We start from the raw sequence: 18663 nt of genomic DNA, 5'->3' as shown, positions 1-18663 counted from the left end.
CGGTAGATAATGGGGAAGTGAAGCGATGTCGAAGCTGTTGATCTTTTGTACTGCGCTGTTGCTGGCCACGCAGACCGCCAGCGCCAACGTTAAACCGTTTCCGGCCAGCTTCGAAACGCGCGAGGTCAAGACGGACGGTGTGACGATCCACGTGCGCGTAGGTGGTTCCGGTCCTGCGGTACTAATGCTGCACGGGTACGGTGAGACGGGAGACATGTGGGAGCCGCTCGCCGTTGAAATGGCAAAGGATCACATGGTCGTCGTGCCGGATCTACGTGGCATGGGTCTGTCGTCTCATCCTGAGACTGGCTACGACAAGAAAACTCAGGCTGCCGACATGGAAGCAGTCCTGCGCAGCCTAAATATCCAAAGCGTCGATCTCGTCACGCATGACATTGGCAATATGGTGGGTTTTGCCTTTGCTGCGCAGCATCGGGATCAGGTGTCCAAATTTGTGCTGATCGACGCACCTGTTCCCGGCGTCGGCCCCTGGGAAGAAATACTCAAGAACCCGCTTCTCTGGCATTTCAGGTTCGGTGGACCGGATATGGAGCGGCTCGTGGCAGGTCGGGAGCGGATTTATCTCGACCGATTTTGGAACGAGTTTTCTGCCGATCCATCACATTTCGACGAAGCGTCCCGTGAGCACTATGCCGCTCTCTACGCTTTGCCGGGCGCGATGCACTCCGGCTTCGCGCAGTTCGCAGCCTTCGACCAGGACGCGCTCGACAACAAGGCGATCCTGGAAACGTCAGGAAAGCTGAAGATGCCCTTGCTGGCAATCGGAGGAGAAATGTCGTTCGGTACTCAAATGGCGACGGTGATGCGCTTCGCCGCGGACAACGTTACCGAGGGCGTCATTCCCGGTTCGGGACATTGGATCATGGAGGAGAATCCGGTCGCCACGGTGAAAGTGGTCACTGACTTCCTCAGATAAACGCGATCGGTTTGCTATCAGCTTTCAGGCATCGCGCAAACAGAGTTTGGTGGACGACTTGGGCGCAAAGCTGCCGTCCACTTCGCGGAAGACGTAAGTCGTGTTCGGGCAAAACTCAATCGTTCAGAGTAATTGGGTTTTGGCTCAAGCCGCCTTCTTCTTCGCCAGTCTTGCCTTGATCGAGGCGACGTCGGCGCGCGGGGTCGCGGCGAACAGCGTCCTGGTGTAGCTGTGCTTGGGGTCGGCGAAGACCTCGTCGCGCGAGCCGTATTCGACCGCTTCGCCGAAATACATCACCATCACATCGTCGGCGATGTAGCGCACCACGGACAGATCGTGGCTGATGAAGACATAGGTCAGCTGGAACTCGTCCTGCAGGTCGGCGAGCAGGTTGAGCACCTGTGCCTGCACGGAAAGATCTAGCGCCGAGACCGGCTCGTCCAACACCAGCAGGCTTGGGTTGAGCATCAGCGCACGGGCAATGGCAATGCGCTGGCGCTGGCCGCCCGAGAACATGTGCGGGTAGCGGTTGTAGTGCTCGTGACCGAGGCCGACCTTCTTCAGCATCTTCATCGCCAGGTCGCGCCGCTCGGCCGCCGGCTTGTCGGTGTTGATCAAAAGCGGCTCGCCCAGCACGTCGCCGATCTTCTGGCGCGGATTGAGCGATCCATAGGGGTTCTGGAAGACGATCTGGACCTTGCGGCGCATCTCTTTGGTCAATCCGCCCTTGGCGATATCGACCTTGTTGCCGTCGATGAACAGGTCGCCTGACGTCGCCGGATCGATCAGCGTGATGATGCGGGCGAGCGTGGACTTGCCGCAGCCGCTTTCGCCGACGATGGCCAGCGTCTTGCCCTTGTCGACCTTGAACGAGACGCCCTTGACCGCGTGCACGGTACGCGGCCCGGTGAACAGGCCACCACCGATGTGGTAGTCGCGGACAATGTTCTTGCCTTCGAGGACCGTGGTGTTCATGAGGCGGCTCCCGCGGCAGAGGGGGCCGGCTCGAACAGCATGTCGGAAACGGTCGGCAGCCGGTCGCCGACGGCGTTCTCCGGCAAAGCCGACAACAGCGCCCGCGTGTAATTGCTTTTCGGCGATTCGAACAACGACAGCACGTCGGCCTCTTCCATCTTGCGGCCCTTGTACTGGACGATGACGCGATCGGCGGTCTCGGCCACCACGCCCATATTGTGGGTGATCATGATCAGGCCCATGCCGTATTTGGCCTGCAGCGAAACCAGCAGATCGAGGATCTGCTTCTGGATGGTGACGTCGAGCGCCGTCGTCGGCTCGTCGGCGATCAGCAGTTTCGGATTGCAGGCGATAGCGATGGCGATCATGACGCGCTGGCATTGGCCGCCCGACATCTGGTGCGGAAACGAGCTCAGCCGTTCTTCCGGATCGGCGATGCCGACCAGCTTCATCAATTCGATGGCGCGGGCCCGCCGCTGAGCGCGATCCATACCCATATGGAAGCGCAGCACCTCCTCGATCTGGAAGCCGACGGTGAAGCACGGATTGAGGCTGGCGATCGGCTCCTGGAAGATCATCGAGATGTCCTTGCCGACGATCTTGCGGCGTTCGGACGGGCTGAGCTTCAGGAGATCGACGCCGTCGAAGGCCATGCGGTCTGCCTTGACGGTTGCCGTGTTGGGCAACAGGCCCATCACCGCGAGCATCGCCACGGACTTGCCGGAACCGGACTCGCCTACAATCGCCAGCACTTCGCGCGGCTCGATCGAGAGGTCGATGCCTTGCACGGCCATGAACGGTCCGGCCGCGGTGTCGAAGGAAACGGTGAGGTTCTTGATCTCGAGCAGAGGCATGCTCACGACCTCTTCAGCTTGGGGTCGAGCGCGTCGCGCAGGCCGTCGCCGATCAGGTTGATGGCGAAGACGGTGATCAGGATGGCGAGGCCCGGGAAGGTCACCACCCACCAGGCGCGCAGGATGAACTCGCGCGCTTCGGCCAGCATGGTTCCCCATTCCGGCGTCGGCGGCTGCGCGCCCATGCCGAGGAAGCCAAGGGCCGCCGCCTCGAGGATGGCGTTGGAGAAGGACAGCGTCGCCTGCACGATCAGCGGCGCGATGCAGTTGGGCAGGATGGTGACCAGCATCAGCCTGAGATGGCTGGCCCCGGCGACCTTGGCCGAGACGACATATTCGCGGGTCTTCTCGGCCATCACGGCGGCGCGGGTGAGCCGGGCGAAATGCGGCTGCAGCACAAAGGCGATGGCGATCATGGCGTTGACGAGGCCAGGGCCGAGAACCGCGACAAGCACCAGGGCCAGCAGCAGCGACGGGAAGGCCAGGATGATGTCCATGATGCGCATGATCAGCGTGTCGACCCAGCCGCGGCAGTAGCCGGCGAGCAGGCCGAGAATGACGCCTGAGATCAGCGCTGACGTGACGACGACGAAGCCGATGGCGAGCGAGAACCGCGAGCCGTAGATCAGCCGCGACAGCATATCGCGGCCGACAGCGTCGGTGCCGAGCAGGAACTGCGCGTTGCCGCCTTCCTGCCAGGCCGGCGGCGTCAGGAAGAAGTCGCGGAACTGATCGTCCGGCGAATGGGGCGCCAGCAGCGGCGCGAAGATGGCGATCAGGATCAGCAGCGCAAAGACGAAGAGCCCGATCACCGCGCCCTTGTTGACGGAGAAGTAATGCCAGAACTCGCCGAACATCTGCAGCCTGGCGTCCTGCGGCTTGACGACGGTCGCGGCTTCGATGGTGGCTGGGCCTTCGTTGCTCATGTCAGTTGGCCCGGATGCGTGGGTTGATGACGGCGTAGAGCACGTCGACGATGAGGTTCACCGACATGACGATCAGCGCGATCAAAAGCAACCCGCCCTGCACGGTGAAATAGTCGCGCTTGGAAATGGCGTCGATCATCCATTTGCCGATGCCGGGCCAGGAGAAGATGCTCTCGGTCAGGATGGCGCCGGTCAAAAGCGTGCCGACCTGCAGGCCGATGGTGGTGACGACCGGGATCAGCGCGTTGCGGAAGGCATGCAGGCCGATGACGCGGCGCGGCGCCAGGCCCTTGGCACGCGCGGTGCGGACATAGTCCTCACCCAGCACTTCGAGCATCGCCGAGCGCGTCTGCCTGGCGATGACTGCGAGCGGGATAGTGCCGAGCACGATCGTGGGCAGGACGAGGTGCGACAGTGCCGAGCGGAATGCGCCCTTCTGGCCCGAGATCAGCGAATCGATGGTCATGAAACCGGTCACCGGCTTGAAGAAATAGAGAAGGTCGATGCGGCCGGAAACCGGCGTCCAGTGCAGCGTGCCGGAGAAGACGATGATCAGCAGCAGGCCCCACCAGAAGATCGGCATGGAATAGCCCGCCAGCGCCGTGCCCATCGTCAGCTGATCGAACCAGGAACCGCGACGGATGGCGGCGAAGATGCCGGCGGCGACACCCAGGATGACGGCAAAGATCATGGCGAAGATGGCGAGTTCGACCGTTGCCGGGAAGCGCACCAGGAAATCCTTCAGCACCGGCGTCTTGGTGGAAAACGAGGTGCCGAAATCACCGCTGAGGATGTTGGTCAGATAGGTCAGATATTGTTGCCAGATCGGCAGGTCGAAACCGAACTGGTGCATCAGCGCCGTGTGGCGTTCGGGCGACAGGCCGCGTTCGCCCGCAAGCACCAGCACCGGATCACCGGGCAGGATGCGCACGAAGCCAAAGGCGAGGATGGTTATCCCGATGAAGGTCGGGATGATGAGGGCGAGCTTGCCGAGGATATAACGCAGCATGGCGGGCGAGTGGGGGCGTCACCATATGGTGGCGCCCCCGTTTCGCAACCTTATTCGGCGATATCGACGCCGTCGAAGCGGTGGATACCGAGCGGATCCATCGCAAAGCCGGTGACGGTCTTCTGCATCGGCATGAACACCTTGGAGTGAGCGAGCGTCGCCCAGGGTGCCTGTTCCTTGAAGATGACCTGTGCCTGTTCATAGAGCTTGGTGCGCTCGGCCTGATCCGAAACGGTCTTGGCCTTGTTGATGAGCGCATCGAAGTCCTTGTTGCACCATTCCGCGCGGTTGTTCGAACCGACGGAAGCGCAGCTCAGGAGCACGCCGAGGAAGTTGTCCGGATCGCCATTGTCGCCGGTCCAGCCGACGATGACGGCGCCGTCGTGATCGACCGCGGAAGCGCGCTTGAGGTATTCACCCCAATCGTAGCTGACGATCTCGACGGTGACGCCGACCTTGGCGAAGTCCGCCTGGATCAGCTCGGCGGTACGGCGCGCGTTCGGCATATACGGGCGCGACACCGGCATGGCCCAGACGTTCATCTTGAGGTCCTTGACGCCGGCCTCTTCAAGCAGCTTCTTGGCTGCATCCGGATCGTAAGGATCGTCCTTCACTTCCTTGTTGTAGGACCACATGGTCGGCGGGATCGGATTGATCGCCACCTGGCCGGCGCCCTGGAAGACGGCGTCGATGATGGCCTTCTTGTTGATGGCCATGTTGAGCGCCTTGCGGACGCGCACGTCGTCGAACGGCTTCTGCTGGGTGTTGTACATCAGCGCGCCGACATTGAGGCCTTCCTGCTCCTCGACCTTCAGGTTCGGATCGGCCTGCAGGCCTGCGATGTCGGCCGGTGCCGGGTACGACATGATGTTGCATTCGCCGGCCTTGAGCTTCTGCGCGCGCACCGCCGGATCGGTGGTGATGGCGAAGACCAGATCGTCGATCTTCTGCTTGCCGCCCCAATAGTCCGGGTTGGCCTTGTAACGGATGGCGGCGTCGGTCTGGTAGTCGACGAAGATGAACGGACCGGTGCCGATCGGCTTCTGGTTGAACAGCTCAGGCGTCTTGTCGGCCTGCAGCTTGTCGGCATATTCCTTGGAGACGACCGAAGCGAAATCCATGCCCAGCGTTGGAATGAAAGTGATCGCCGGCTCCTTGAGGGTGAACTTCACCGTCAGGTCGTCGACCTTCTCGACCTTGGCGATGTTTTCGCCGAACTGGTCATTGTAATACTGGTATGCAATGCCCGGAATGTACTGAAACCAAGGGCCGTTCTTGTCGACCTGGCGTTCGAACGAGAACACCACGTCGTCAGCGTTGAAGTCGCGCGTCGGGGTGAAATAGTCGGTCGCGGCGAACTTGACGCCCTTGCGCAGCTTGAAGACATATTCCTTGCCATCGTCGGAGATCGTCCAGCTCTCGGCCAGGCCCGGCGAGGTCGTCGTCTTGCCGTGATCGAATTCGACAAGGCGGTTGAAGACGGTGCGCGATGACGCGTCGAACGTCTGGCCTGCGGTATACGGCGCCGGATCGAAACCCTCCGGCGAAGCTTCCGCGCAGTAGACCAGAGTTTTCGCATTGGCCACGCCGCCCAGGACGCTTGCAGCCAGCAACGCGGCTGCAAAAGTCAGCTTCTTATTCATTGAGCACTCCCTGATGTTCTTCCAAGCCCCTCTATCAGGCTCGCGAAGCGCGCATATAAGCACCGTTTTTCCGGCTTTGGAACACCCCGTTTGCTTACCCCGCGGGAAGCAGGAAAAAAATCCGCTATTTTGCCAAATTGGAGGAAAAATTAGCAGTCTCTTCCATTCACGAGATTATTAACAACCGAATTTTTTTATTGATCGCCAAGCTGACGATATAATGTTCCCCGCGCTTCCGAGCGGCCGAGGGATGCGCCAGAACACCGTTTGGCAGCGCTGGCGGCGGCAAGGACTTTCGACGGCAAATCTTTCGCCGTGTTGCCGCAAGGGCAAGACTTGCACGGTCACCAAGGGAGGCAATACATAGGGTATAACGGCCGCAGCGGAGGGCGCCCTTGTCAATTCAGAGGCGAGGTCAATTCAGGGGCGAGCGCGGCGCGAATGAACAAGACTTGTCCAGGGAGGAACGGGTGGCAAAAGCATCAAGGACGACGACGGTGAAAGCGGGAGCCAAGGCGCCGTCGAAAGCAGCCGGTACTGCCAAGCCGAAAGCACCCGTTGCCAAGGTCGCCACGGCGAAGGCGGCCGCGGCGCCCGTAAGGGCAAGCACAAAGCCGGCGGTGAAAGCCCCGGCCAAGGCCGCGGCCGAAAAGACGGCGCCGGGGAGTAAAGCGGGTGCGGCAAAGCCCGCTGTCAGGCCGGCGTCGAAGGCTGCGGCGGCGGTGAAGGCCCCACCGGCGGCAAGGCCGACCGCCGCCACCGCCAACCGATTGCCGAAAGCATTGACGGCGCTGGCCGCCGGCTTGCCGGAAAAGCCGTGGCTCAAGAGCTATCCGAAAAACGTGCAGGCGGAGATCGGCGCCCTGCCCTACAGCTCGATCGGCGATTTCCTCGTCGGCGCCTGCAAGCAGTTTTCCGCGCAGCCGGCCTTCACCTGCATGGACAAGTCCATCAGCTACACCGATATCGAGCGGCTGTCGGCGGCCTTCGGCGCCTACCTGCAATCGAAGGGCCTGCAGAAAGGCGCGCGCGTCGCGCTGATGATGCCGAACGTGCTGCAATATCCGGTGGCGATGATGGCGATCTTGCGCGCCGGCTATGTCGTGGTGAACATCAATCCGCTCTACACGCCGCGCGAGCTCGAACACCAGTTGAAGGATTCCGGTGCGCAAGCCATCGTCATCCTGGAAAACTTCGCCAACACCTTGCAGGCGGTGATCGCGAGGACGGCGGTCAAGCATGTGGTGGTCGCCGCGATGGGCGACATGCTCGGCGGCCTGAAGGGCACCATCGTCAATTTCGTCGTGCGCCGCGTGAAGAAGATGGTGCCGGCATGGTCCTTGCCCGGCCATGTCAAGTTCAATGCCGCCATGAAGGCCGGCGCCGGCATGGGCTTCAAGCCGGCCAAGGTGGAAGCCGACGATGTCGCCTTCCTGCAATATACGGGCGGCACCACGGGCGTGTCGAAGGGCGCCACACTGCTGCACAGAAACGTGCTCGCCAACGTCGCGCAGAACGCGCAGTGGATGGAGGACGCCTACACGATCAAGCCGAAACCGGCGCACCCCAACTTTATCTGCGCGCTGCCGCTCTATCATATTTTCGCGCTGACCGTGAACGCACTGATGGGCATGCAGCAAGGCGCCCGAAATGTCCTCATTCCCAATCCGCGCGACATTCCCGGCTTCGTCAAGGAACTGCAGAAGTATCCGGTGCACATCTTTCCCGGCCTCAACACGCTGTTCAACGCGCTGCTCAACAATGAGGATTTCCGCAAGCTCGACTTCAAGCCGCTGGTGCTGACGCTGGGCGGCGGCATGGCGGTGCAGAAGGGCGTTGCCGAACGCTGGAAGACGCTGACCGGTTGTTCGGTCACCGAAGGCTACGGCCTCTCGGAAACTTCGCCGGTGGCCACCGCCAACAAGTTCACCGCCGGCGACTTCACCGGCACCATCGGTTTGCCGCTGCCCTCGACCGAGATCGCCATCCGCGACGACGACGGCAACAATTTGCCGCTCGGCGAGGTCGGCGAGGTCTGCATCCGAGGACCGCAAGTGATGGCGGGCTACTGGAACCGGCCCGATGAGACCGCCAAGGTGATGACCAAGGACGGCTACTTCAAATCCGGCGACATGGGCTTCATGGACGAGCGCGGCTACACCAAGATCGTCGACCGCAAGAAGGACATGATCCTGGTCTCGGGCTTCAATGTCTATCCGAACGAACTCGAGGAAGTCGTGGCCATGCATCCGGGCGTGCTCGAAGTGGCGGCGGTCGGCGTGCCGGACGAGCATTCGGGCGAGGTGCCGAAACTGTTCGTGGTCAAGAAGGATCCGGCGCTGACCGCAGAGACGCTCACCGCCTTCTGCCGCGAGAACCTGACCGGCTACAAGCGGCCCAAATACATAGAATTCAGGACCGAGCTGCCGAAGACGCCGGTCGGCAAGATCCTGCGGCGAGCTTTGCGCGAATGATTGCAGCCGGCGGCGCGGATGCCGTAAATGCACCTTGCCGTCCTGACCCGGCAGAATTCATCAGGACGAACATGCGCCTCGCCCCGGTGCCGTCGGTGCCTGAGATCCGGCTCTACACGCCGCACCCGGCCAGCGGCCTGAGGCGGCTTACCGATCCGCTCCAAGGCTCCGACGCCGATGACGACACATTCGAGGCGGACGAACCTGAGCCGCAGCCGCCTTACTGGGCTTATGTGTGGGCCGGCGGCGCGGTGCTTGCGCGCCACATCATGGATCACCCGCAAACGGTGGCCGGTCGCCGCGTGCTCGACCTTGGCGCCGGTTCCGGCCTCGTTGGCATCGCCGCAGCCAAGGCCGGTGCGCGCGAAGTGATCGCCGCCGAAATCGACCGCAACGGCGTTGCCGCAATCGGCCTTAACGCCGCGGCCAACGACATCGAGATCACCATTGTCGACAAGGACATCACGACGGCTCCCCCGCCGCCGGTCGACCTCGTGCTTGCGGGGGACGTGTTCTATGGCCGCGAGGTCGCTCTACGCTTCATCCCGTTCCTCGACCGCTGCCTGGCAGCCGGCATCGAAGTGCTGGTCGGCGATCCCCGCCGCAACGACCTGCCGCTGTCGCGGCTGCGGTTGCTCGCCGAATACAAGGTGCCGGATTTCGGCGACGCGAAGGGTGCCGCGAGCAAGCCGAGCGGTGTGTTTTCCTTCGAGGCGGATAACCGCTGGCGCTGAGATCAAAACCCAGTCAGTCGGAATGACCGGGTTCGACCTCCATCTTTGCCGCAACGACGTTGCTGGCCATTACCTGAAAGCAGACATTCGACTGCTGCACCACGTTGGCCGTTTTGCGCCTCATTTCGGCCGTTGCCGTCGTGACGGCCGCTGCCCAGAAGCGGACAAAGGCGAGGCAGAGCACCGTGGCACCTTTGCGCCAGAAGCTGCCATTGGCAAATGACCAAGTTAGGTCAATCCCCCTGCTCGACCGCCAGTCCTTCGATGAGAGTGTCCAGTGCCGCCTCGAGGGGGTTCGGCCCCACCTTTTCGGGCACGAGAAGGCCGTCAATAGCAAGCATGGCGATGCCGTGCAGCAAGGCCCAGCACGTCGCTGCCTGGCCCTGTATTGGTCGATTGCGAATAAGGCCGGCGGCCTGACCCCGTCGCAACAGCTCGACCGTCACCTCAAATACGCTGAGAGCACTATCGCTCAAGTGGAGGCCTGTCGATCGTCCCTCTTCAGCGCTGAACATCAGGCGATAGAGCGCCGGATTTTGCATGGCGAAGGCGATGTACGCCTGTGCAATCGGCACGACCTCATCGCGCAATGATGCAGTGTTTTTTGGTGTCGCACCGTTGAGTGTTGCCGCTAGTTCGGCAAATCCCAACTTCGCCAGCTCGGCCAACAACGCCGACTTGTCGTGAAAGTGCTTATAGGGCGCCGCGTGGCTCACACCGGCCCGGCGAGCGACTTCCCGCAGCGTGAACTGCCAGTCCTTCTCCTCCCGAAGCATGTCCTGTGCCGTGTCGATGACTGCACGACGGAGATCACCGTGATGGTAGGGGCGACTAATCGGGTCTGGCATGATAGCAAAGTTTCTCGTGGATACATTGTTGACAGTGACTACTTCAAGGCTTATGTAGAGGCATAAGTTTCTCTTGTCTACATCAGAGTGGATCATGAACGCCATATCAAAAACCACCGACGCCGATCACATAGGCGGTTTTCTGTCAGCCCAGCTGCGCGACGAGGCCCTGAGCCATGCCAAGGGCATCTATGAGCAGGTTCGGTGGAACACCATCAAGCTCCTGCACGCCCCCTCCGGGCGGCCGGTCGAAATCAGTCTCAACATGATGCTGCGGTGACCGGAATGGCGTCCCCAAATGAAACCCAGAAGCATCAGCACGTGACCGCCGACAGCTCGTTCCCGCTCACCGGCTCGTGCGAGTGCGGCGCCTGCTCGTTCGAAATCCAAGTCGCGCCAAAGGGCAGGTTCCGGTGTCATTGTCTCATATGCCAAGGCTTCACTGGCAGGCACTTTTCCGACGTCGTCGTCGTGCCGGCCAGGCATGTCACGCTGAATGACGCCTCGAACATCTCCTTCGCTAAGTATCGCCCGCCGCCGAACTTCAATCGCGGCAAATGCCGGACATGCGGAAAGCCCGTAGTCGAGGTCGCGGGGGTAGGCTCCCTGCAGCTGATGTTCGTTCCGGTCTTCAATCTGCGGCCGACCGCGCCTTTGACTCCCGTTCGCGCCGACGTCTTCTACCACCGCCGCGTCGAGGACATGCATTACGGCGTCCCCCACTACAGCGGTTACTGGCCAAGCCAATATGCCATCACCCGCACGATTATCCGCAGCCTGTGACGAGCTGCTTCTCAGCGCTTGCTGCCATCACAAATCGAACCAACTGAAAGAGACATTCAAATGAGCAAAGACAACAAGGCAATCGCGCTGGTGACCGGCGCTTCCTCGGGCATCGGCCTGGCGACCGCCAAGGCACTGGTCAGGGCGGGCTACTGGGTGTTCGGCACGAGCCGCAAGGCCGTTGCAGACCGCGACGGGATCACCATGCTGGTCTGCGATGTCACTGAAGATGCATCGGTGGAGGCGCTGGTTGCCGAGATCGCGCGACGCGCCGGGCGCATCGACCTCGTCGTCAACAACGCCGGGATCGGCATGCTGGGTGGCGCCGAGGAATCATCCATTGGCCAGACTAAAAGACTGTTCGACGTCAATGTGTTCGGCGTCGCCCGCGTCGTCAACGCGGTGTTGCCCATCATGCGCCGTCAGAAGAGTGGTCGGATCATCAACATGAGTTCCATTCTCGGCCTGATCCCCTCGCCGTTCAACGCCTTCTATGCATCGACCAAGCACGCCATCGAAGGTTATTCGGAGTCGCTGGATCACGAAGTGCGGGGCTTCGGCGTCCGCGTCCTCATGGTCCAACCAGGCGTAACGCACACCGCCTTCGAGGAAAACCTGACGCGGGCGGACCAGCCTATTGACGTCTATGGCGTCGGCCGCGACCGCAGCGAGAAGCTGATGCGCAAATGGGTGGATGCTGGCGATGATCCGCAGGTGGTCGCCGATGCTGTGGTGAAGGCCGCAACCGCGGCCAACCCCCGGCTGCGTTATCCTGCAGGACCACAGGCCCGCCAGCTCAGCATGGTGCGCCGGTTCATGCCGCAGCGCATCATGGACCGCATGCTGCATCGGTATAACGGCTTCAACGGCTAACGCTCGCAAACCGAAGGCCCGCAGCCCGACCGCACCTTGGCGAAGCTCGCGACGGCGATCCGGCACACCCAAACAATCAATCAATCTGGAGGCGATGATCAATCGTGCCGTACTGCCGCCCGACGCCGACCTGGTCGCCGCGTATGGTGAGTTCAGCCGATCACTCACCTTGCCAGGATTTCTCGTGCGTGCCGCTGGGAGCCAGGCCTTGATCCAGCAAGCGGGCTCCGATATCGAGTACCGTCTAGGGCACTACCTCGGCATCGCCAATCAACGGGGCTGAGACAACGCCGGGTGACGAGCGCAACAGCGCTCCTCACCCCCACTGCTACACAAAGTGTGAGGCAGCTTTGGGCCACTTCCGGCCCTAGGCTTTCATCGGCGGTATGTCCGTTTCTCGATAAACGTCCCCCAATAGCGGCCTGTCTGCCACCGGCCCCATGACAGACATAGAAGCGAGCGAACTGCACGTCTGCTTTCCTGAACTGCTTCCCCGAAACCTGCCGTTCCGCTTTCCACCAATCAGCCGTTGGCGGGAAAGCCCAAGTTGATTTTGCCCCGCCTCGGCCGTCAGATCGCCTCCTTGACCCGCGCCGAGAGAAAATCCGGCAGGTCGGCGACCGAATCCAAGATCACATCGGCAATGCCGGCCAGCGATTCGCGGGTGCCGGTGCCGGAGAGCACGCCGACTGCCAGCCCGCAGCCACCGGCACGCGCCATTTCGAGGTCGTGCCTGTTGTCGCCGACCATGGCGATCTCCGCCGGCCTGAGGCCGGTGAGGTCGCTGAAAGCCAGGATGGTGTCGGGCGCCGGCTTCGGATTGGCCACCGCGTCGTAGCCATAGGCCGCGTCGAACAATTGGGCGACGCCGAGCGTCACCAGCGTCTTTTCCGCGCCGCTGGTCGAATCATTGGTGGCGACGCCAAGCCGGTAGGATTTCCTGTGCAAGGCCGTCAACGTGTCGACGATGCCCGGCAGCGCCACGGCCATCGCCGAGCCCTGCACAGAGGTGATCTCGTTGAAGCGGGCAACCGCAAGCATCTGGTCCTCGTTGGACAGGCGCGGAAACCACAATTCGACGACGTCGAGATTGGTGCCGGACGCAAAGATCGAGTCGGGCTTGAAGCGTTTGTTGGCGAAATCGAAGCCGGCGGCGGCCAGCAGCCTGTCGGCTTTCCAGCGATCGCCTTCGGACGCATCCATGGCCATGAAGTCGGCAACGCCGAGCCAGGTTGCGTTGAAGTCGACAAGCGTGCCGTCCTTGTCGAACAATATTCCCTTGATGTCTGCCAAGCTTTTCACTCCGCGCCACGCAAATGGTGGATGAATCCCACAAGGCCAGCGGTCGATGCATCCCGCTTGGCGGCACTTTCCTTGCCCTCCACGACAGGCAGAAGGCCGGTGGCCAGTTCCTTGCCGAGCTCGACGCCCCACTGGTCGAAGGAGTTGATGTCGAACAGCGTGCCCTCGACGAAGACGCGGTGCTCGTAGAGCGCGATCAGCCGGCCGAAGGTGCGTGGGTCGAGTTTGCGGTAGAGGATGGTCAGCGAGGGCCGGTTGCCCGAGAAGACGCGGTGCGGCGCTATCTTGTCGACGTCGGCCGGCTTCATGCCCTTGGCCAGCATCTGGGCGCGGGCTTCGTCCAGCGTGCGGCCCTTCATCAGCGCTTCCGACTGCGCCAGGCAGTTGGCGAGCAGCAGATCGTGCTGGTGTTTGAGTTCCGGCTCGTGGCCGACCGCCGCGGCGAGGAACTCGACCGGGATGAAATCGGTGCCCTGGTGCAGCAGCTGGAAGAAGGCATGCTGGCCGTTGGTGCCGGGCTCGCCCCAGACCAGCGGTCCGGCCGGCGTCGTCACCTCTGTGCCTTCGAGGGTGACGCTCTTGCCGTTCGATTCCATGTCGAGCTGCTGCAGATAGGCCGGCAGCCTGGACAGGCGCTGGTCATACGGGATGACGGCGCGCGCCGGGTAGCCGCAGATGACGCGATGCCACCAGCCGACCAGTCCAAGCAGCGCCGGCAGGTTCTCCTGCACCGGCGCGGTGCGGAAATGCTCGTCCATCTCATGCGCGCCATCGAGGAAGGCGCGAAAATTCCGCGGGCCGACAGCGATCATCACCGGCAGGCCGATGGCGCCCCAGAGCGAATAGCGGCCGCCGACCCAGTCCCAGAAGCCGAAGACGCGATCCGGCTCGATGCCGAACTTGGCCACCAGGTCGAGTGCGGTGGAGACGGCGGCGAAATGCTTGCCGACCGCTTCCTTACCCAGTGCTTCCTGCACCCATTTCCGAGCGGTTTCGGCGTTGGTCATCGTTTCGACGGTGGTGAAGGTCTTGGAAGCGATGATGAAAAGCGTGGTTTCGGCGGAGAGGCCCTTCAGCGTGTCGTGGATATGGGCGCCGTCGATGTTGGAAACGTAATGTGCGCGCGGCCCGTCATGATAGGGCGCCAGCGCCAGCGTCGCCATGGCCGGGCCGAGATCGGAACCGCCGATGCCGATGTTGACGATGTCGGTGATCTTCTTGCCGGTGGCGCCAGCCGCCTTGCCCGAGCGCACGGCATCGGCAAAGGCGCCCATGGCGTCAAGCACGGCGATGACGTCAGCCTTGACGTCCTGGCCATCGACGGTGACGCCCTTGCCGGTCAGGTTGCGCAGCGCCGTGTGCAGCACGGCACGGTCCTCAGTGACGTTGATCTTCTTGCCGGCGAACATGGCGGCGCGGCGGCCTTCGAGATCGGCGGCCTGGGCGAGCTTTTCCAGCAGCTCCATGGTGGTCGCGTCGACCGCGCATTTCGACCAGTCGAGCAGCAGATCGCCGTCGGCAGCGGAGAATTCCACGAACCGCTTGGGATCGGCGGCGAAGGCCTGGCGCATGCTGGCGGGCGCCGCCGCGCGGTGGTCACGCAAGGCGGCGAGCTGTTTTTGAAAGGACGATTGATCCACTGCCAAACTCCGAGACCTCGAGCCATCATTACGGACCGGATGTTTCCGGCGCGTGTCGTCGCGACAATCTATCGGGCCGAACTCCACCCGTTTCAATGCGCAGCGATGACGCACACCGTCACCCCAGCGATGACGCAGACGTCACGCGGCGATCACGCAGACGTCACGTACGGTGTCATCGCCGGGATGAGGCGCCGCGTCACCCCAGGATGCCGCAACGCGGCATCAAAAGGACGTGAAGGATCACTGGCATAAATCCCAACGATCAGAAAAATTGATTGGCGCAACCCCTTGTGCCACGGTTACGTTCGGCTGGTCCAGCCAAGCGAAAAAGGCTGGCCATCGAGGAAATCTCCCATGCCACAGCGAAACGACACGGCGATATGGTCCGGCCTGTTCCGGATTTCGGCCGAATCCGGCCAAACCCTGCAGGCGCAGATCCGCCAGGCCATCGTAGCCGCCATTCTCGACCGCCAGATCGCCGCTTCGATGCCGCTTCCTTCCTGCCGGATCCTGGCCGAAAAACTTGGCGTGGCTCGCGGAACCGTGGTGCTGGCGTTCCAGCAGCTCGTCGACCAGGGTTTCCTGGTGGCGCGCGAGCGGCGTGGCCATTTCGTCAATCCCGATGTGCTGGCGACACCGGCCAAGCCCCACCAGAAGGCGCCCGACCAGGCCAACGAGATCGACTGGAAGGCACGCCGCAAGATCGCCGCAAGCGACATGCCGCCGCCAGCGAAGCACGAGAACTGGATCAAGTCGTCCTATCCCTTCGTCTACGGGCAGTTCGACCCGGCGCTGTTCCCGACCGCCGAGTGGCGCGAGTGCAACCGCATGGCGCTTGCCGTGCTGGAAATCCGTAACTGGGCGTCCGACATGGTCGACCGTGACGATCCGCTGCTGATCGAGCAGATCCAGGCGCGGCTCCTGCCCCGGCGCGGCATCTTCGCCAATCCGGACGAGATCATCGTCACGCTGGGCGCTCAGAACGCGCTCTACATGCTGGCGACGCTGCTGATGTCCAAAGGCTCCAAGGTGGCGATGGAAGACCCGGGCTATCCCGACGCCCGCTCGATCTTCCGCCTTGCGGGCGCGGAGATACAGCCGGTGCCGGTCGACCAGTCCGGCATCGTAACTGCTTCTATTGCCAACGATTCCGGGTTCGTCTTCGTCACGCCGAGCCATCATTGCCCGACCATGGTGCCGTTGTCGGCGGAGCGGCGGCAGGATCTTCTGGCGCGCGCCAACCGCTACAACCAGATCATCATCGAGGACGGCTATGACAGCCAGCTTCTCGACGAGGCACCGCAGCAAGCGCTGAAGAGCCTCGATCGCTCCGGCCGCGTCGTCTATGTCGGCTCGATGTCCAAGACGCTGGCTCCGGGCCTGCGGCTCGGCTACATCGTGGCGTCCGCCGGACTGATCGCGGAGCTCAGGGCGCTGCGCCGCTTCATGCTGCGTCACCCGCCGGCCAACAATCAGCGCGCCGTAGCGCTATTCCTGTCGCTCGGCCACCACGAGGCGCTGGTGCGGCGGCTGTCTTCAGCCTTCGACGAGCGGCGTAAGCGGCTGGTCCATGCGATTTCCGCCTTCCTGCCGGAATGGCGTTCGACCGATTCGGCCGGCGGCACGTCGCTGTGGCTCGAAGGGCCGCGCGGCACCGATTCGCGCGGGCTGGCCGAGGCAGCCGCCTCGCGCAGCGTCATCATCGAGCCAGGCGACCGTTTCTTCGATCGCACTGAAAAGCCTTCGCGTTTCATGCGGCTGGGCATCTCGTCGATCGCACTGCAGCACATCGAGCCAGGCATTCGCGAACTGGCCACGGCCGCCGGACGCAGACCCGCGGCCGCCTGATCCATCGTCGATCTCTCGTGACCGGAGCCGTTCGCAGCGGCTCCGGTATTTTAGCTCTGGCACATGGAACTGGGCCAGCTGGCCCATAGGATGGGCCAGTGCCAGCGGCATAGTCGGCGTCAGGGGAAGAAGCAGGCCGATGGTGGACCAACCGCCACGAGTTCCTGCCGACGAAGGTGGAGTGCTTCCATGCCAGTGGCTGTCGAACAGCAGGACACGCCGGCGAACCGTCGTCCGCAGCGCTCCGGTCTTCGCGAAACAGGACATGCCATGCGATCATCTCCCCTGGTGGAGGATACCAGACCACAGCACAAGGCCATCGAGGGCGGCGGCTACGGGCCGCTGCGCGGGGATGACCGCGAGCGTATCCACGAGGGCGTGCTGACGCTTTTGGAGACAGTGGGTTTCGCCAACGCCATTCCTTCCTGCATAAAGGTGCTGACCAAGGTGGGGGCGGTCCACGGCGACGATGGCCGGGTCCGCTTTCCGCGCGCGCTCGTGCTCGACACCATCAAGCGAGCGGCACGACATTTCACGCTTCATGGCCAGGACCCCAGGCACGACATGGTGGTCCAGGGCAAGCGCGTGCACTACGGCACGGCAGGCATCGCCGTGCACCTGGTGGATCTGGAGAAGCGCGAGTACCGCGAGTCCAAGCTGCAGGATATTTATGATGCCGCCCGCATCGTCGACGGGCTGGACAACATCCATTTCTTCCAGCGGCCGATGGTGGCGCGCGACATCGCCGATCCGCTCGAGATGGATTTCAACACGCTTTATGCCTGTGTGATGGGAACATCGAAGCACGTCGGAACATCCTTCACCGTGCGTGAGAACGTGAAGCCTGCGCTTGAAATGCTGTACGCCATCGCCGGCGGCGAGGAGAATTTCCGTGCCCGGCCGTTCGTTTCCAACTCCAACTCATTCGTCGTGCCGCCAATGAAGTTCGCCGAGGATGCCTGCGGCGTGCTTGAGGCCTGCGTCGAAGGCGGCATCCCGATCCTGCTGCTGTCGACCGGCCAGTCCGGCACCACGGCACCCGCGGCGATGGCCGGCGCCGTCGTGCAAGCAGTGGCCGAAGTGCTGGCCGGCCTGGTCTATGTCAACGCGCTCAAGCCCGGCCATCCGGCGATCTTCGGCGCATGGCCGTTCATGTCGGACCTGCGCACCGGCGCCATGGCGGGCGGGTCGGCCGAGCAGTCGGTGGCAACGGCGGCCTGTGCCCAGATGGCGCAATTCTACGACCTGCCCGGTGGCTCCGCCGCCGGCATGACGGATTCGAAATTGCCCGATATTCAGTCCGGCTACGAAAAGGGCATCACCAATGTGATGGCCGGCCTCTCCGGCCTCAACCTCGTCTACGAGGCGGCCGGCATGCATGCCTCGCTGCTCGGCTTCTGCCTGGAAAGCCTGGTCATCGACAACGACATGCTCGGTCATTGCCTGGGCTGCGCGCGTGGCATCGACGTGACTGACGAGGCCCTGTCGATCGACAGCATCGCCGAGGTCTGCCTCAAGGGTCCGGGCCACTATCTCGACAACGAACAAACGCTCAAGCTGATGCAGACCGAGCACTTCTATCCCGCCCTCGGCGATCGTTCCTCGCCGAAGGAATGGAACGAAAAAGGCCGGCCTGATATATTGCTGCGTGCGATCACCGAGAAGAAACGCATTCTTGCCGAGCGATTTCCGCGCCACGTGCCAAAACAGGTCGACGACAGATTGCGTGCCCGCTTCGGCAACCTGATCCACCTGCCGCGCACGCAAATGGGCGGCTGACCGGAGACGAGTTCGTGCAGCCATACAGCCACCAC

The 18663-nt window shown here is 62.6% G+C and carries 17 protein-coding genes; 9 read left to right on the top strand and 8 right to left on the bottom strand.

All coding sequences use genetic code 11. The features are described 5' to 3' along the window. Positions 1–25: 25 nt before the first annotated feature. On the top strand, positions 26–937 hold the full coding sequence (locus EOB59_RS01990; protein ID WP_127397773.1) for an alpha/beta hydrolase: 912 nt from the start codon (positions 26–28) through the stop codon (positions 935–937). 144 nt (positions 938–1081) lie between these two features. Here EOB59_RS01990 and EOB59_RS01985 read toward each other — a convergent pair whose 3' ends face one another. From EOB59_RS01985 to EOB59_RS01965, 5 genes are all read right to left on the bottom strand, one after another. Then, entirely contained in the window at positions 1082–1912 is an 831-nt protein-coding gene (locus tag EOB59_RS01985) for a dipeptide ABC transporter ATP-binding protein (RefSeq protein WP_127397772.1), read from the bottom strand. Beyond that, a complete protein-coding gene (locus EOB59_RS01980; RefSeq protein ID WP_127267322.1) occupies positions 1909–2766 on the bottom strand; it encodes an ABC transporter ATP-binding protein in 858 nt (285 codons plus the stop codon). The genes EOB59_RS01985 and EOB59_RS01980 overlap by 4 nt, the downstream gene beginning before the upstream one ends. A 2-nt stretch (positions 2767–2768) precedes the next feature. Further along, complete coding sequence (locus EOB59_RS01975) at positions 2769–3623, bottom strand: ABC transporter permease subunit (protein ID WP_224618710.1); 855 nt, start codon at positions 3621–3623, stop codon at positions 2769–2771. 70 nt (positions 3624–3693) lie between these two features. Beyond that, a complete protein-coding gene (locus EOB59_RS01970) occupies positions 3694–4701 on the bottom strand; it encodes an ABC transporter permease subunit (protein ID WP_127398204.1) in 1008 nt (335 codons plus the stop codon). A 50-nt stretch (positions 4702–4751) separates the two neighbouring features. Next, complete coding sequence (locus EOB59_RS01965) at positions 4752–6344, bottom strand: ABC transporter substrate-binding protein (protein WP_127330705.1); 1593 nt, start codon at positions 6342–6344, stop codon at positions 4752–4754. Between the two features lie 470 nt (positions 6345–6814). On the opposite strand from EOB59_RS01965, the gene EOB59_RS01960 reads away from it, so the two are divergent. Continuing rightward, a complete protein-coding gene (locus tag EOB59_RS01960) occupies positions 6815–8818 on the top strand; it encodes a long-chain fatty acid--CoA ligase (RefSeq protein ID WP_128287524.1) in 2004 nt (667 codons plus the stop codon). Further along, positions 8815–9552, top strand: a complete 738-nt coding sequence (locus EOB59_RS01955; protein WP_127808075.1) for a methyltransferase — start codon at positions 8815–8817, stop codon at positions 9550–9552. The genes EOB59_RS01960 and EOB59_RS01955 overlap by 4 nt, the downstream gene beginning before the upstream one ends. Before the next feature lie 233 nt (positions 9553–9785). On the opposite strand, the gene EOB59_RS01950 is transcribed toward EOB59_RS01955, so the two are convergent. Continuing rightward, positions 9786–10400, bottom strand: a complete 615-nt coding sequence (locus EOB59_RS01950; RefSeq protein WP_127397304.1) for a TetR/AcrR family transcriptional regulator — start codon at positions 10398–10400, stop codon at positions 9786–9788. A 94-nt stretch (positions 10401–10494) separates the two neighbouring features. Between EOB59_RS01950 and EOB59_RS01945 the strand changes: the two genes are divergently transcribed. The 4 genes from EOB59_RS01945 (at position 10495) to EOB59_RS01930 (ending at position 12339) form a co-directional block, all read left to right on the top strand. After that, entirely contained in the window at positions 10495–10680 is a 186-nt protein-coding gene (locus tag EOB59_RS01945) for a hypothetical protein (protein ID WP_127808076.1), read from the top strand. A gap of 41 nt (positions 10681–10721) precedes the next feature. Next, positions 10722–11183, top strand: a complete 462-nt coding sequence (locus EOB59_RS01940) for a GFA family protein (RefSeq protein WP_128287523.1) — start codon at positions 10722–10724, stop codon at positions 11181–11183. Between the two features lie 60 nt (positions 11184–11243). Beyond that, positions 11244–12056 carry an oxidoreductase gene (locus EOB59_RS01935; protein ID WP_127808078.1) on the top strand — a complete coding sequence of 271 codons (813 nt, stop codon included), beginning with the start codon at positions 11244–11246 and terminating at the stop codon, positions 12054–12056. A 94-nt stretch (positions 12057–12150) separates the two neighbouring features. Next, positions 12151–12339: a hypothetical protein gene (locus tag EOB59_RS01930; RefSeq protein WP_174800301.1), complete on the top strand. Its 189-nt coding sequence runs from the start codon at positions 12151–12153 to the stop codon at positions 12337–12339. Positions 12340–12626: 287 nt separating this feature from the next. Here EOB59_RS01930 and EOB59_RS01925 read toward each other — a convergent pair whose 3' ends face one another. Both EOB59_RS01925 and pgi read right to left on the bottom strand, forming a co-directional pair. Continuing rightward, positions 12627–13349 (bottom strand): HAD family hydrolase, encoded by a 723-nt coding sequence (locus tag EOB59_RS01925; RefSeq protein ID WP_127808079.1) that lies wholly within the window; start codon positions 13347–13349, stop codon positions 12627–12629. 5 nt (positions 13350–13354) lie between these two features. Then, on the bottom strand, positions 13355–14998 hold the full coding sequence (gene pgi / locus EOB59_RS01920) for a glucose-6-phosphate isomerase (RefSeq protein WP_127808080.1): 1644 nt from the start codon (positions 14996–14998) through the stop codon (positions 13355–13357). Positions 14999–15355: 357 nt separating this feature from the next. Here pgi and EOB59_RS01915 point away from each other — a divergent pair, with 357 nt between their 5' ends. Together EOB59_RS01915 and EOB59_RS01910 are read left to right on the top strand one after the other, a co-directional pair. Then, a complete protein-coding gene (locus EOB59_RS01915; protein ID WP_128287522.1) occupies positions 15356–16849 on the top strand; it encodes a PLP-dependent aminotransferase family protein in 1494 nt (497 codons plus the stop codon). A gap of 189 nt (positions 16850–17038) precedes the next feature. Next, complete coding sequence (locus EOB59_RS01910; RefSeq protein ID WP_128287521.1) at positions 17039–18628, top strand: trimethylamine methyltransferase family protein; 1590 nt, start codon at positions 17039–17041, stop codon at positions 18626–18628. Positions 18629–18663 lie beyond the last annotated feature (35 nt).

This window comes from Mesorhizobium sp. M7A.F.Ca.MR.176.00.0.0 (genome assembly GCF_004023165.1).
Lineage (GTDB): Bacteria > Pseudomonadota > Alphaproteobacteria > Rhizobiales > Rhizobiaceae > Mesorhizobium.
This window is presented reverse-complemented; position numbering and strand designations above follow the sequence as displayed.

Excerpts from the sequence above, each read along its gene's own strand:
- EOB59_RS01955 (WP_127808075.1), top strand. The coding sequence starts at position 8,815 with ATGATTGCAGCCGGCGGCGCGGATGCCGTAAATGCACCTTGCCGTCCT.
- EOB59_RS01985 (WP_127397772.1), bottom strand. The coding sequence starts at position 1,912 with ATGAACACCACGGTCCTCGAAGGCAAGAACATTGTCCGCGACTACCAC.
- EOB59_RS01910 (WP_128287521.1), top strand. The coding sequence starts at position 17,039 with ATGCCAGTGGCTGTCGAACAGCAGGACACGCCGGCGAACCGTCGTCCG.
- EOB59_RS01930 (WP_174800301.1), top strand. The coding sequence starts at position 12,151 with ATGATCAATCGTGCCGTACTGCCGCCCGACGCCGACCTGGTCGCCGCG.
- EOB59_RS01975 (WP_224618710.1), bottom strand. The coding sequence starts at position 3,623 with ATGTTCGGCGAGTTCTGGCATTACTTCTCCGTCAACAAGGGCGCGGTG.
- EOB59_RS01970 (WP_127398204.1), bottom strand. The coding sequence starts at position 4,701 with ATGCTGCGTTATATCCTCGGCAAGCTCGCCCTCATCATCCCGACCTTC.
- EOB59_RS01950 (WP_127397304.1), bottom strand. The coding sequence starts at position 10,400 with ATGCCAGACCCGATTAGTCGCCCCTACCATCACGGTGATCTCCGTCGT.
- EOB59_RS01935 (WP_127808078.1), top strand. The coding sequence starts at position 11,244 with ATGAGCAAAGACAACAAGGCAATCGCGCTGGTGACCGGCGCTTCCTCG.
- EOB59_RS01980 (WP_127267322.1), bottom strand. The coding sequence starts at position 2,766 with ATGCCTCTGCTCGAGATCAAGAACCTCACCGTTTCCTTCGACACCGCG.
- EOB59_RS01965 (WP_127330705.1), bottom strand. The coding sequence starts at position 6,344 with ATGAATAAGAAGCTGACTTTTGCAGCCGCGTTGCTGGCTGCAAGCGTC.
- EOB59_RS01990 (WP_127397773.1), top strand. The coding sequence starts at position 26 with ATGTCGAAGCTGTTGATCTTTTGTACTGCGCTGTTGCTGGCCACGCAG.
- EOB59_RS01915 (WP_128287522.1), top strand. The coding sequence starts at position 15,356 with ATGCCACAGCGAAACGACACGGCGATATGGTCCGGCCTGTTCCGGATT.
- EOB59_RS01945 (WP_127808076.1), top strand. The coding sequence starts at position 10,495 with ATGAACGCCATATCAAAAACCACCGACGCCGATCACATAGGCGGTTTT.